This window comes from Mesorhizobium sp. M1307 (assembly GCF_040318155.1).
Taxonomy (GTDB): domain Bacteria; phylum Pseudomonadota; class Alphaproteobacteria; order Rhizobiales; family Rhizobiaceae; genus Mesorhizobium.
In genome coordinates, this window is record NZ_JAMYLR010000014.1 from 1 (window position 1) to 15,420 (window position 15,420).

Genomic DNA, 15,420 nt, shown 5'->3' on the forward strand with positions numbered 1-15,420 from the left:
TTCCCATCAGCCATCGCATCAAGAAATGCGCCTGGAACGACGACTATCTCATCAATGCCATCACTCATATGCGATAGCCCTGCCCCTTGAGGGGGGAGATGTCCGGCAGGACAGAGGGGGGCGCGAAGGAACTCGACGAAGATCAGCTAGCCTGTCTCGCGGCAACCCGGCGCATCGAAATGACGCGGCGGCGGAGGATTTCCGTGCGCATCGCCGTTAGGTGCAGCGCGAAGAAAAGCACGGTGAAGCCGAGTGCCATCACCAGCAATGGCCACAACAGGCTTGGGTCGATGGTCGGGCCGCCGAGCCGGAACACCGACGCCGGCTGATGCAGCGTGTTCCACCAGTCGACCGAAAATTTGATGATCGGAATGTTGATGAAGCCGACCAGGGTGATGATGGCGGCGGCCCACGCGGCGCGCCCGGCATCGTCGAGCGCGCGGGTCAGCGCGATGATGCCGAGATACATCAGGAACAGGATGAAGACCGAGGTCAGCCGCGCGTCCCACACCCACCAGGTGCCCCACATCGGCTTGCCCCAGATCGAACCGGTGATCAGCGCAAGGGCGGTGAAGACGGCGCCGATGGGTGCCGCCGATTTCAGCGCCACGTCAGCCAGCGGATGGCGCCAGACCAGCGTGCCCAGTGCCGAGACCGCCATCAGCGTGTAGCACATCATGGCAAGCCAAGCGAAAGGCACGTGGATATACATGATGCGAACGGTGATGCCCTGCTGGAAGTCCTCAGGCGCCGTGAAGCTCATATAGAGACCCACGCCGAGGACGATGGCGGCGACGCTCGCCAACCACGGCACGACCTTGTCGGCCAGCCCGACGAACCGCGTCGGGTTGGCAAGGTCCATCCAGCCGGAGAGTCGTGAAGTCGTATCGCTCATGCGGCTTTACATAGACCGCCGGCGGAGTTGCGGCAACCGCAGCGGCGGTACGTCTTCCCTTCTCCCCTTGCGGGAGAAGGTGGATCGGCGCCTAGCGTCGAGCCGGATGAGGGGTGCTGGACGGAGTGAGGCGCCAATGATCGCCGTGCGCCGAAGTCTGGATTTTGGATGAAGATTTGCGCCAAGCCGGAGCACCCCTCATCCGACCTCGCTTCGCGAGGCCACCTCCTCCCGCAAGGGGAGAAGGCAAGCCGCGCTGCTCAGGCGGCTTCGTTCACCGGACGGCTGAGGCGGCGGACCTCCTCGTCGTTGAGCAGGCCGCCGGCGCGCAGCAGGCTGGCGAAGCGACCGTTGCGCAGCGACAGTTCGGTGAACCCGCCCATCTCGACCACCCGGCCCTTGTCCATGAACACGACCAGATCGGCGTCGCGAACGGTGGTCAGGCGGTGGGCGATGATGAAGGTGGTGCGGCCGCGCCGCAGTTCGTCGATGGCGTCCTTGACGCGGTCTTCCGTCTCGACGTCGAGCGCGCTGGTCGCCTCGTCGAGAACCAGGATGGGCGCGTCCTTCAGCACGGCGCGGGCGATCGCGATGCGCTGGCGCTCGCCACCGGACAGCTGTCCGCCGCGTTCGCCGACGACCGTGTCGTAGCCCTCGCACTTTGACAGGATGAAATCCTGCGCGGCGGCGGCATTGGCCGCGGCATGGACCTCGTCATAGGTCGCCTCCGCACGGCCGACGCGGATGTTGTCCTCGATCGAGCGGTTGAGCAGGCCAGCATCCTGGAACACGGTGGCGATCGAATGGCGCAGCGACTTGCGGGTCACCGTGCGGGTATCGATGCCGTCGATCAGGATGCGTCCGCCGGACGGCGTGAAGACGCGCTGCAGAAGGTTGATGAGCGTGGTCTTGCCGGCGCCCGTCGGGCCGACGATGGCGACGGTCTGGCCGGCCTGGACCTCGAACGACGCGTCGTCGACGCCCTGCCCGGAATTGCCGAACTCGAAGCAGACATTCTCGAAACGCACATGACCCGTGACGTTGACGAGATCGCGCAGCCCATCGGGCTCGGCGGCGTCGGATGCAGAGTCCTCGAGATGATAGAATTCCTCGAGCTTGGCGCGCGCCTCGGAAATCTGGTTGGCGAAGGCCGACATCTGGTCGAGCCGGGCAATCAGCAGCGTGGCAAAGCCGGTAAAGGCGATAACGTCGCCGATGCGCAACTGGCCGTGCGTCACCAGATAGGCGCCAATCAAGAGCACCACCATCATCGAAATCGTCGACGACAGGCGGTGCAGCGCGTTGGCCATTGCCCACCAGTCGAGCACGGGGTTCTGCACATCGAGCAGATTCTTGACGTAGCGCTTCAGCGCCTCGGTCTCGTGGCCGATGCGGTTGTAGCTTTGCAGGACGGCGACGTTGCTGACCGAGTCGGTCACATGCGCAAACACCTTGTGGTAGTGACGCTCCACGGCCGCCTGGCCTTCCTTGGTGCGCCGCATCACCAGCCGTCCGATGCCGACATAGAGCGCGCCAAGCGCCAGCAGCACCATCGACATGCGGATATCCATGCTGAGCGCCGTGGGCACCAGCAGAACCAACGCGACCGCTGTCGACAGGTGCTGCCGCATGAATTCGAGCCAGAGGCTGAACAGGGTCTCGACCGCGCGCAGAAGCGTGTGCAGGGAATTGGAGGTGCCGCGCTGATGATGCCAGGCAAGCGGCATGGTGATGACGCGCTCGAACGACTGGCAAAGAACCTCGCTGCGCCGCTGGTGGGCAAAGCGGTCGGCGCCGCGCGCCACCAGCACGAAGGCGATGATGTTGAACGCGCCGAGGCCGGCCCACATTGCGAGCGTCGCGAATACCGAGCCGCGGTCCGAAATGGCATCGATCACCCGGCCGAACATGATCGGCTCGAGAATGGCGATAATGGCAAGCGCGACATTCGCCCCGCAGATAAACGCAACGCGTTTCCTGTCGGCAGCGAGATAACCAAGGGCTCGCCAGTAGATTTGCAGAAGTGACACTTCAGCTACTCCGCCAATTATTTATGGTGCAGTGCGTCATTTTTTGACTCGTATCGGTTGACGCGTCGCAAAACAATGCTCGTCTAGCTCTTCCGTTCCCATTCCGCGAACAAAAGATGACGACGCTTCGAAATTTGCCGTGATCGTCTAACAGTTTGAGATAAAAGGTGAAATGTCAGCGTTGCGGCAAAATCATGGCAGCTGGAAAGCACTGCCACAATTTTAATCAGCAAGGCCCTGGGCACGACGTCTAAAGTCGTGTGCAGGCATTCAGCAAGGTCAAACGCAAATATAACCGATAGAGGCACTTGGAGCGCCCGTGCGTGCCCTGGGAACGCTAAGCGACGCTCCAAGCCCTTGAATCTAGGCCGGTATTCTGACGACCACCTCGGCACTATCTCCGGCTTTTGGCTCGAAGGACGAAGATTTGGTCTTCGTGCCATTCACTTCAAGTGAGATGGCCCGGGCCTTTTTGTCGCGGACGACGCGTACTTTGATCTCGGCGCCCAGCATCTTCAGAGTTGCCGAATAGCCGTCCCAATGGCTAGGAAGTCTCGGCGTGAACTGGAGGCGCTGTCCGCGGCGCTCTATGCCGAGAATGCTCTCGACCGCGGCGCGATAAAGCCAGCCCGCCGACCCGGTATACCAGGTCCAGCCGCCGCGGCCGCCCTTGTCTTGCCCGGAATAAACGTCGGCCGCGACGACATAAGGTTCCACCCGGTAGCGCTCTGCCGCGGCTTCGTCGAGCGCATGGTTGACCGGATTGAGCATTGAAAGGCAACGGTAGGCATCGTCGGTGCGACCCATCTCGGCGAGCGCAATGACGAACCATGTTGCGGCGTGCGTGTATTGGCCGCCGTTTTCACGGACCCCCGGCGGATAGCTCTTGATGTAGCCCGGGTCCTTTTCCGTCTTCGAGAAGGGCGGGGTGAACAGTTTGACGATCTTGAGGTCGTCGTCGACGAGCGCTTTCATCGCCTGCGCCATTGCCGTGGTCGACCGCGCCGGGTCGCCCTCGCCCGAAAGCACGCTCCAGGACTGGGCGATCGAGTCGATCTTGCACTCGTCCGACTTGCGCGAGCCGAGCGGCGTGCCGTCGTCGAAGCTGCCGCGCCGATACCACTCGCCATCCCAGGCGGTGCTTTCCAGCGCCCGCTTCAGCACCTCGGCGTGCTTCGTCCAGGCCTGCACGCGCTTGGCATCGCGCTCCGCCTTGGCGACAGCGGCAAAGTCGCCCAGCGTCTTCAGCAGGAACCAGCCCAGCCACACGCTCTCGCCCTTGCCGTGCTCGCCGACGCGGTTCATGCCGTCGTTCCAGTCGCCGCCGAGGATCAGCGGCAGCCCGGCTGGGCTGCTGCGCTTGACGGCAAGATCGAGCGCCCGCGCGCAATGGTCATAGAGCGAGGCTGTCTTCTTCGAGATTTCCGGGATGAAGAAAGCATCGTGCTCGCCTTCGCCCAGCGCCTGCCCTTCGATGAACGGCAGTTGCTCCTTCAGGATCGCGGTGTCGCCGGTCACCAGCAGGTAGCGGGCCGTGGCGTGAGCCAGCCAGACCACGTCGTCCGAGATCATGGTGCGGACGCCGGCCTCGGTGCGCGGCAGCCACCAATGCTGCACGTCGCCTTCGGGGAATTGCCGCCGCGCCGCATTGAGGATCTGATCACGCGCCAGCTTGGGGTCATGCGCCAGCAAGGCCAAGGTATCCTGCAGCTGATCGCGGAAACCGAAGGCACCGCTCGCCTGATAGAACGCAGAGCGGGCACGGATGCGGCAGGCCAGGCTCTGATAGGGCAGCCAGTGATTGACCATGGCGTCGAGTGCCTTGTCCGGCGTCTCGACCTGGATGGTGTCGAGAAAGCCGCGCCATGTGCGCTCGTTGTCGGCCAGCCGCTGATCGAAATCCCTGGAGCGATGGGTCTGCACCAGCGCGCTGGCCGCCTCGGGCGTGGCCGCGTCGCCGAGCAGCCAGAGCAGCGTGACGTCGCCGCCGGCAGCGATGTCGATGTCGCGTGCGATGGCCGCGCAGGGATCGTCGCCGGCCTCGACACGGCCGGACAGGCCGGCGCCGCTCAGCACGGCATGCGGAAACTCGCTCGTGCCTTGCCTGCCGATGAACTCGCCGCGATCGGCGGTGACCGAATGCACAGCACCGTCGGCGGCCAGAAAGGCGATCCGCTCGCCGAAATCGAGCCCATAGGGATTTTGCGCCAGCAATGCACCGGTTGCGGCATCCCTCGACGGAACGATGCTTGCAGCGGTGCGCGAGCGATGGCCGCCAAGAACCCATTCCGCATAGGCGTAGACGCGCAGCCGCATCGGCACCGAACCCGAATTCTGGATGCGCAGCCGCGATATCTTCACCGGATCGACGGGATCGACGACATGGGTCAGGTCCATCGACAGCGGCCCGCGTTTTGAGCGGAGCGTCGAAAAACCCTGCCCGTGCCAGGTTTCGTAGGTCATTGTCGGATCACGCACCACGGCAGCCATTGGCGAGAACGCCCTGCCACTGGCGTGATCGTAGATGTAGATGCCCTCGCCCGGCCGGTTGGTGACCGGATCGTTCGACCATGGCGTCAACTGATAGTCGCGGCTGTTGCGGCTCCAGGTGAAGGCAGCGCCTTCAGCCGAAATATGGAACCCGAACGATGGGTTGGAGATGACGTTGATCCACGGCTGCGGCGTCGTGCGCCGGCCGGCAAGACGCACGACGTAGTGGCGTCCGTCGCCGTCGAAGCCGCCGAAACCGTTCCATTGCTCGAGCCCGCTGCCGTCGACGCGGCCCTCGATCAGTGCCTGGGCGGCCGATGCTTGCGACGTCGGCACAGGCAAGGACGGCTCGCGAAGCGCTGCAAGGTCTGCCGGCTGGAGGGCGGCGTCCCGCGCCTGCAGTGCCGCGGCCTCGGCGCGCTCGATCTGGTCGAAGATGGTGCCGTTGCGCGTATGCAGCACCACCCGAGCGACGGCGAGCAAGGTCCGGTAGGTCGTTTCCTCCATCAGATCGCGGCGCACTGCGAAGATGTGCTGGCGGGGTCCGAGCTCCTTGCCGCGCAACCGGCTGTTTTCGCACAGCGTCTCCACCGCGCGCTGCAGGTCCTGCACGTAGGATGACGCCTGCTCGTTGACGACGACAAAATCAATCATCATGCCGCGGGCGCGCATGTATTCCTGGAAGCGAAGCGCCTGGGCGACGATCTCCAGATCGGCGACATCGGCGATCCTGACCAGGAAAATCGGAAAATCGCCGGATATGCTGGTCGGCCACAGGCTGGACTGCCTGCCGAGCCCGGAGACGATGGATTCGCCCGGAAGGCGCAGGAACGGATCGGGATAGATCAGATAGCGCGCCAGCTTCTGCACATTGGCGGCGTCGGACAGGCTGAGGCCAAGGTGCCGGGTCTGCACCTGCGAGCGCGTCCAGGCGAGCATCGCCTGGCGGGCAAAGCTTTCGGGATGGTCGAGCCGTGCGATGGCGGCATCCAATTCGGCGCGATGAGTACCGACGACGGTCCAGAACGTCAGCGAAATCTTCTTGTTGGCCGGCACGCGCACCTGCCGGCGAAGCGATGCGATCGGATCCAGGGTGAAGCCGGAATGGCCGCCAAGCTTGGCGCCGGGATCAAGGGCAGCCGCTTCGGTGATGGTGCGGCCGCGGCCGATGAAGGCGCGCCTGTCGGTTTCCGCCTCGGCGTCTCGCGCCGATCCAGACGGGTCGGTGACGAAATGCACCATGGTGACGTCGGGCTCGTCCTTTTCGCGCTTGCGCCTGGTGGCGAAGATCGCGCCGTTGTTCGGCGCGATCTCGGTTTCCACGAACATCTTCGAAAAAGCCGGATGGGCATTATCCGAGGGCTCGGAGCCCAGCACCAGTTCGGCAAACGAGGTCACTTCGATATGCCGGTCGGCGGGGCCATCATTGTGGAGCGTCACCCGTCGGCCCTCACCATTGCCTTCCGAGATGACTATGCACTCGACTTCCGAACGCAGCGATCCAATCGATTTGACGAAGCTCGCCTTGTCGTCGGAGAACAGCGTCTGCGCACGCTCGCCGGCGGCGCGCTTCGGCTCGGCGGTGGCCGACCACCAGTCGCCGCTGCTGGCGTCGCGCAGGAAAATATAGGAACCAAGGCGGTCCTCGGTCGGATCCGGCTGCCAGCGCGTGACGGCAAGTTCGCCCCAGCGGCTGTAGCCGGAGCCGGTGGCGGTGACCATGACCGAATAGCGGCCATTGGACATGACACTGGTCGAGCGGAGCGCCCTGAGCGGATCGAGCACGATGCGGGTATCCGGGCTTTCCAGCTCGGTCTCGTCCTTCGAGCGCTCGTCGGCCTCGGTCCTGACGGTCGCAGTCGGGATGTCGCGCGGCGCCCGTTCCTGCAGCAGCAATTCGGCCGACTCGATCACCGGATCGCTGTGGAAGCGGTCGCGCAGGCGCCCTTCGAAGATCGCATCGGCAACTGCGGCAATCGACATGCCGGAGTGGTGGGCCATGTAGTTGAGCACAACGGCGTGGTCGGTGCCCTCGGGGACGCGTTGCGGCGTGAAATCCACCGCATCGTAGAAACCATGCCGGCCCAGTGCGCCCAGCCGCCTCAGCCTGGCCAGGTTCTGGACGGATTCATGCGGCGTGAACTGCGCTGCCAGCACGGTCGCGTAAGGCGCGATCACCGTGTTTTGGCCAAGGCCGCGCTTCAGGCCGAGCCCGGGCACGCCGAAATTGGTGTACTGATAGGTCAGCTCGCGGTCGCGGGCATTGTAGGCCGCTTCCGAAATTCCCCAGGGAACGTTCTTCGAACGGCCATACTGGATCTGGCGCTTGATGATGAGCTTGCTGGTCTGGTTGAGAATGCTGCCTTGCGGCTCCTTCATCACCAGTGGCGGCATCAGATATTCGAACATCGAGCCGGACCAGGACATCAGTGCGCCCTGGAAGCCGATCTCGACGATCGGGCGGCCGAGCCGGAACCAGTGCTCGGTCGGCAAATCGCCCTTGGCGATGGCGAACAGGCTGGTCAGCCGCGCCTCGGAGGCCAAAAGGTCGTAGCAGCTTTCGTCGAGCTGATGCTCCTCGACCCGGTAACCGATCGACAAGAGCTTGCGCTCGGGCCGCATCAGGAACGAGAAATCCATCTCGAAGGCGAAGCGGCGCGTGCGCTCGCGCAAGGTCAGAAGCTTGGCCCGCAATGCCGCGACCGCGTTTTCGTCGCTGTGCGCGTCGTGCACATGCGCCTCGCAGGTGGCTTCGAGCCTGGCCGCCCAATCGGCGATGGTGTCGCTCTGGGTCGACGCGGCCTCGGTGTGGATGGCTGTCGCGAGCTTGCGTATCTCGCCGGCCAGGACGGCCAGGTTGATGGTACGGATCGACGCCATCTCCGGCTGCGCCTTGATCAATTCGACCGCCCGCCGCATGCCGTCGAGACGGTCGGCGAGCCGCTGGCGCAAGGGCCGCAATTGACGCCGGTCGTCGGGCAGTTCCTCAAGGCTTTCATCGAGGATGGTGACAGTATCGAGGATGCCTTCGAAGTCGCCCTGCACATGCACCGACGGCGCTTCCGCCCATTCGGCGCAGGCAGCGGCCACGGCCACCAGATGGCCGGCGAGATTGCCGCTGTCGACCGCCGAAATGTACAGCGGGTAGAGCGGCTTCAGGGTCGTCGTGTCATACCAGTTGAAGAGATGGCCGCGATCGCGCGGCATGCTCTCGATGGTCGACATGGTCGCGTCGATGCGGTTGACGGCGTCGGAGAGGCTGATCCAGCCGAAATCGCGTGCCGAAATCACCGACAGCAGGTAGACGCCGATATTGGTCGGCGAGGTACGGGGCGCCACCACGGGGGCCGGGCTTTCCTGGAAATTATCCGGCGGCAGATTGTGATGCTCGGCCGTCACGAAGGTCTCGAAATAGTGCCATGTACGCCGCGCCACGGTGCGCAGCGCGTGGATGTCGGCGGCCGATATGCGCAGGCGGTCCTCGGTTTCGGCCGAACGGCTGATCCAGCAGGCGATGGCGGGCGAGCCGATCCAGAACAAGGCAAAGAAGAAGGCGACGAAGGCGCCGGTGGAATCGGCCAGCACCGGGACAGCGAGGCCGACGACGCCGATGATCACCGCGCCGTACATGATGCTGTAGTAGGAGCCGAGATCGTTGTCGCCGCCTCCCTTGTGTGCCTGCGAGGCGGTGCGCCATTCGAGCAGGTTCTGGCGGCTGACGAACAGGCGGTAGAGCGTGCGGATGATCGCGTCGCCCATCATCCAGGCAAGATGCGCCATCAGCACGATCTTCAGCGCCACCAGGGCAGTGCCGAAGGCAACGTCGCGTGCCAGTGCCGAGAAATGGCCGCGCGGCGTCTGGTCGCCGCTCTTCGGCAGGATGGCGTCGACGATGTCGAAAGTGGGCGCCATGAACAGCGTGAGGATCAGCAGCGCCTGCCATTGGGCGGCCTGCGTGAAGGGCAGCAGCGTCCAGCCGGCGATCGCGGCCATCACCCAGAAGATCGGCGTCACCGAGCGGCGCAGATTGTCCACCATCTTCCAGCGCGACAGCGCCGGCACGTTTGAGCGCGGGCCAAGAATGAAGCCCAGAAGCTGCCAGTCGCCGCGTGCCCAGCGATGGTGGCGCGACGCGTCGACCGAATAGCGGGTCGGATAGTCCTCGACCAGTTCGACGTCGGTGACCAAGGCCGAGCGCGCCAGGGCGCCTTCGAGCAGATCATGGCTGAGGATGGTGTTTTCCTCGATGCGGCCCTTCAACGCCGCCTCGAAGGCGTCGACATGGTAAAGACCCTTGCCGGTGAAGGAACCGTCGCCGAAGATGTCCTGGTAGAGGTCCGACACGGCAAAGACGTACGGATCGAGCCCGCGATTGGCGGAAAAGACACGCTGAAAGAACGATGCCTCGTCGCCACTGGTCAGCGACGCGGTGATACGCGGCTGCAGGATGGAATAACCTGCCGTAACCTGGCGCCGTGCGACATCGAAATGCGGACGGTTGAGCGGGTGGCAAAGCTTGCCGGCCAGCGCAGCGACGGCGTCGCGGGTGGTGCGGGTGTCGGCGTCCAGCGTCATCACGTGGACGACGCTCTCCGGCAATGGCACTTCCAGCGGCAGGAAGGTAGTGTCGCTGTCGCCGCGCAGCAGAAGGTTCAATTCGTGCAGCTTGCCGCGCTTGCGCTCCCAGCCCATCCAGACGCCTTGCGATGCGTTGTAGAGCCGGCGCCGATGCAGCAGATAAAAGCGCGGCGCCCCTTCCGAGGGATAGCGGGCGTTCAGCCTGGCGATTTCGGCGCGGGCGAATTCGAGGATTTCGACATCCGCCGTATCGATCTCGGTCTTCGAGTCCGGCCAGTCGGAAAGCAGCGCGAAATAGACTTCGCCCGCCGTGTTGGCGAGGTGATGCACCTCGATGTTGCGGATGTTCTCCTCGACATCGTCGCGCGAGCCGATCAGCGACGGCACCACCACCAGCGTGCGCGCCTCGGGCGGCACACCGTGCCTGAAATCATAGCCGATGAGACGCGTCGGCTTCAAAAACAGCGAGACGACGGTGTTGAAGAATGCGAGCGCGCCTTCGCTGGCCGGCACCGCGAACAGGGCCAGCATCAGGACGATCGACGGCACCGACAGGCCGAGATTGGCAAGCGCATTGCCGGAAACGACCAGAAGCAGGACCGTCAGCGCAAACACCGGCACGACGATGCCCAGCCATCCGGTCTTGCGGAAGGTCCGGTTGAGCGTCTTGCCGATGGTCGGCCGGTAGCCGATCGACCGCTCGAGCTCCTGCCGGCGCGGGCCGACCAGAAAGAAGCCGACGTCGGTGTGAGCGATCGGACCGCTTTCGGAGCCCGGCGCATCGGCAGCATGGCCGGCGAGCTCGATCGCCCTTTCGGCAACGCGAAATTCGGAGAGATCGGAACGGCGCGCCAGCTCCTCGATCGCAGTCCGGTATTGGTCGCGCGAAAAGAAATCGAGCGCGGCGAAATCGGTGCGTTCGCGCAGCAAGGTGTCGATGCGGCTGACGCCCTCGAACCACACCGTCCAGTCGATGTCGTTGATCAGGCGCAGGCCGCGGATGATGTTGCCGGTGGTCACGTTGCCGCTGGACAGCGTGTGGTGCTCGCTGAGGATGATCTCCTCGGCGTCGGAGCCGGTCCTTTCCAGCTCGCCCTCCAACCATTCCAGCGCCCTGCCGGCATTTTGCGAGCCGTCACGCAGCCGGTAGAGCAACTGGGTGGCGAAGGTGGTGTCCTGCGCATGGGCGCTGTAGTGGGAAAGTATCGCCTGCCGGTCGGCGCTGTCGTCCGTCGCCAGCACACGGTCGGCGACCTCGTTGGCGATCTGGCGCAGTTCCCGCGTGCGATTGACGCGGACCGCGATCCGGCGAAGGTTCTCGATCAGGACGAAGCGCAGCAGCGACGGCAGCGCCCATAATTCGCCAATCTTCAGCGGCTCGACGGACTGGAAGCCTTCGACGATCGCCTTGAACATGGCCGACGAGACGGAACTGTCGGAATGCGCGACATAGGTCCACGCGACCGCCAGTGCGCGCGGCACGCTGGATCCATCCGACAGTTTCAGCGTCGGCAACTGGCGGTAGAAGCGGCGCGGCAGGTCGCGCTTGACCTGAAAAATGGTCTCCTCGACCAGGTAGTTGTTGTCGAGCAGCCACTGCGCCGCGGGCGTGATCGTTTCGCCCCTCGCCTGGGCAGCGTTGGTGGAACGGTAGACATCGAGAATTTTCCTGGCGCTGTCGCGGATGCGCGCCTGAAAATCGAAAGGCGTCAGACCGAACAAATCCTTGGCATCGCCATTGGCAAGGGCTGCGCCCAAAGCGCGCAGCCGATCTTCCGGCAGGAAATTGGAGCGTATCGGCACGTCGGTGACAGCCGGGAAGCTGGCGCTCGTCTTTTCGATCTGTGCGAGATTGGTCTGGATATTCATCTAAGGTTCCGTGTTGGGGACGCAGTGCGGCGTCACCGCCACGGCAATGTCCCTAAAACCGGTCCAAATGCAATTGGTTGCATCGCAACACTTGGCCGAAAGTTTGTTTCCGCACCACGACAAGATGCCGTCTTTCGACAACTTCCAGGCGGGCACTATAAGCATCGTTTCGGCTTCTGATCGGCGGAAGATTCAGGCTTTTTCGTGATGCAGCGACCAGCTTACGCGATATTTGGCCGGCGTCACGATCATGTTTGGAAACAGACGTTAATCGTTGCCGGCAATGCGGTCGATGCGGATCACGAACAGCATGGCCGGCCGGACCGGATCCAGGCGCAGTTCCGGCGCTTGCGCCCCGAGCAACAGCGCGTCGAGCGGCCCAAGTTGCATGGGCGCCGCGCCGGCCACGCTGAGTTCGCCGTCGACGCACAGGATGAGTGTTTCATCGGCTTCGGCCTGGATCTCCGTCGGAGCCGAAATCAGCAGGCGCTCGACCGTGTGGATCGCCCGGGCGCGGCGGGTCATGACGTTGAGGTCGGTGATCGGACCGGCTATCAGCGTGGCTTGCGTCGGCACGTCGGCCGGAAAGGCAAGCGGTGCGGAAGCCTTGATGATTTCGACCGGTAGCCGGCCGGCGATGTCGAGGATCATGCCCTCGCCTTCCAGCAACGCCAAGGTTCGGTCGACGCCGGCAAATCCGGAAAATGGGCCGCCGCCCTCGACCAGCGCCATCGAGACGCGCCAGTCGAAATCGTCGAGCCCGGCACCTGGCGGCGAGACGGCAATCTCCGTCGTCACCCCGCCGCCGTTCTTCCACGGCATCGACCGGTATTCGGCTGCCCGAAGGATGCGCAAGGCGCTGCTCAGCCCAAAATGCCGGGCAGGTTGAGCTGGTTCTCCCGGGCGCACTCGATCGCGATGTCATAGCCGGCATCGGCGTGCCGCATGACGCCGGTCGCCGGATCGTTCCACAGAACCCGCTCCAGGCGCTTGGCCGCCTCGGGCGTGCCGTCGGCGACGATGACCATGCCGGCATGCTGCGAAAAGCCCATGCCGACGCCGCCGCCATGGTGCAGCGACACCCAGGTGGCGCCGGACGCCGTGTTGAGCAAGGCATTGAGCAACGGCCAGTCGGAGACGGCATCGGAGCCGTCCTTCATCGCCTCCGTCTCGCGGTTCGGCGAGGCGACCGAGCCGGAATCGAGGTGATCGCGGCCGATGACCACCGGCGCCTTCAGTTCGCCCCTGGCGACCATCTCGTTGAAGGCGAGGCCGAGCCGGTGGCGATCGCCAAGCCCAACCCAGCAGATGCGCGCCGGCAGGCCCTGGAAGGCGATGCGCTCACGCGCCATGTCGAGCCAGTTGTGCAGATGGGTGTTGCCGGGGGTCAGCTCGCGCACCTTGGCGTCGGTCTTGTAGATATCCTCGGGATCGCCGGAAAGCGCTGCCCAGCGGAACGGGCCGATGCCGCGGCAAAACAGCGGACGGATATAGGCCGGCACGAAACCCGGGAAGGCAAAAGCATTCTCGAACCCCTCCTCCTTCGCCACCTGGCGGATGTTGTTGCCGTAGTCGAGCGTCGGCACGCCGGCGTTCCAGAACGCCACCATCGCCTCGACATGCTCGCGCATCGACGCGCGGGCAGCTTTTTCGACGGCCTTCGGATCGGAGGTGCGCTTCTCGCGCCACTCGGCCAGCGACCAGCCCTTGGGCAGATAGCCATTGAGCGGGTCATGCGCCGAGGTCTGGTCGGTGACGATGTCGGGGCGCACGCCGCGCCGCACCAGTTCCGGCAGGATGTCGGCGGCGTTGCCGACAAGACCGACCGATTTCGCCTCACCGGCTTTGGTCCAGCGCTCGATCTTTTCCAGAGCCTCGTCGAGCGTGTCGGCGCGCTCATCGACATAGCGGGTGCGCAGCCGGAAATCGATGCGGTCGGGATCGCATTCGACGGCCAGGCAGCAGGCGCCGGCCATGACCGCGGCGAGCGGCTGGGCACCGCCCATGCCGCCGAGGCCGCCGGTCAGGATCCACTTGCCCCTGAGATTGCCGCCATAATGCTGGCGGCCGGCCTCGACGAAGGTCTCGTAGGTGCCCTGCACGATGCCTTGCGTGCCGATGTAGATCCACGAGCCGGCCGTCATCTGGCCGTACATCATCAGGCCCTTTCTATCGAGCTCGTTGAATTTCTCCCATGTCGCCCAGTGCGGCACCAGGTTGGAATTGGCGATCAGCACGCGCGGGGCGTCAGGATGAGTGCGGAACACGCCGACCGGCTTGCCCGATTGCACCAATAAGGTCTCGTCGTCGCCAAGCGTCTTCAGCGAGGCAACGATGCGGTCGAAATCGTTCCAGGTGCGCGCCGCCCGGCCGATGCCGCCATAGACGACCAACTCGTTGGGGTTTTCGGCGACGTCTGGGTCGAGATTGTTCATCAGCATGCGCAACGGCGCTTCCGTCAGCCAGGTGCGGGCGTTGAGCTCGCTGCCGCGCGGGCTGCGCACTTCACGGATGTTGTGGCGAGGATCGGTCATGATTGTCCCTTTCGAGTGAGGTCCACCGCGCGTCAGCGTTCGGCCCAGGCGATCGCGGTTTCCAGGATCTTCTTCAGCGTGACGCGGATCGGCGCCGCGAATTCGGCCTCGTAAGGCACCGGCCAGTTAGCCGGTTCGCCCTTGCCTTCGGGCTCGCGCATATAGCCGCGGTTGGAGAGTTCCATCTGCAGCGCGTGGACGCCGGCTTGCGGCTGGCCGAAATGGCGCGTGATCCAGCCGCCCTTGAAGCGGCCGTTGACGACGTAGCTCTCGCCGGTTTCGGCGAGGATCTGGCCAACCGTCGCTTGCAGCGTCGGATCGGCGCTCTTGCCGTCATTGGTGCCGAGATTGAAGACCGGCAATTTGCCTTCGAAAAGGCGCGGCAGCACCGAGCGGATCGAATGGCAGTCATAGACGACGACCTTCCCATGCAAAGCGCGCAGCCTGTCGATCTCGGCCTGCAGGGCGGCATGATAGGGTACGAAGAACTTCTCGCGGCGTTCGTCGATCTCCGACGGTCCCGGCTCTTCACCCTTGCGGTAGAGCTGATCGCCGTCAAAGGTCTCTGTCGGGCAAAGACCGGTCGTCGTCTGGCCGGGATAGAGCGAAACGCCGGACGGATCGCGGTTGACGTCGATAACGGTGCGCGAAATCGCCGTATGCACGACCGTCGCGCCGAGGCTCTCGGCGAAGTCATAAAGCTTGTCGATCCACCAGTCGGCGTCACGGCGGCCGAGCCAGGGCGAGACCAGCCGGCTGTCGAGGCCGGCGAGATCGATGCCGGTATGCGGGATCGAAACCAGCAGGGGTGCTGTGCCTTGGGTGACGGTGAGCCAGGAGGGTGAGGTCATAGAAGATTCTCCCGCGTTGGAGCTCTACGGCGCCCCCCTCTGTCCTGCCCTCTTTTCCACCACTTGGCATCTCCCCCTCTAGTGGGGAGATTGGCGGCCACGACTGCTTTCGCCAATGTCCAACGTTGCGGGATTGAGCAAGGCGCCGCAGCTGCCAATCTCCCCCCAAGTGG

Annotated in this window: 6 protein-coding genes; all 6 read right to left on the reverse strand. The window is 64.4% G+C overall.

From position 1 onward, the window contains the following. Window positions 1–142: 142 nt before the first annotated feature. Complete coding sequence (locus tag NKH16_RS17525) at window positions 143–895, reverse strand: heme ABC transporter permease (RefSeq protein ID WP_352749463.1); 753 nt, start codon at window positions 893–895, stop codon at window positions 143–145. 260 nt (window positions 896–1,155) lie between these two features. Beyond that, a complete protein-coding gene (locus NKH16_RS17530; RefSeq protein ID WP_352749466.1) occupies window positions 1,156–2,925 on the reverse strand; it encodes a glucan ABC transporter ATP-binding protein/ permease in 1,770 nt (589 codons plus the stop codon). Window positions 2,926–3,288: 363 nt separating this feature from the next. Continuing rightward, window positions 3,289–11,862 (reverse strand): glycoside hydrolase family 94 protein, encoded by an 8,574-nt coding sequence (locus NKH16_RS17535; RefSeq protein WP_352900762.1) that lies wholly within the window; start codon window positions 11,860–11,862, stop codon window positions 3,289–3,291. A gap of 267 nt (window positions 11,863–12,129) precedes the next feature. Continuing rightward, window positions 12,130–12,717 carry a HutD/Ves family protein gene (locus NKH16_RS17540; protein ID WP_352449237.1) on the reverse strand — a complete coding sequence of 196 codons (588 nt, stop codon included), beginning with the start codon at window positions 12,715–12,717 and terminating at the stop codon, window positions 12,130–12,132. A gap of 8 nt (window positions 12,718–12,725) precedes the next feature. After that, window positions 12,726–14,396, reverse strand: coding sequence for a urocanate hydratase (gene hutU, locus NKH16_RS17545; RefSeq protein WP_352837030.1), 1,671 nt, complete (start codon window positions 14,394–14,396; stop codon window positions 12,726–12,728). Window positions 14,397–14,428: 32 nt separating this feature from the next. After that, on the reverse strand, window positions 14,429–15,247 hold the full coding sequence (gene hutG, locus NKH16_RS17550) for an N-formylglutamate deformylase (RefSeq protein ID WP_352683436.1): 819 nt from the start codon (window positions 15,245–15,247) through the stop codon (window positions 14,429–14,431). Window positions 15,248–15,420 lie beyond the last annotated feature (173 nt).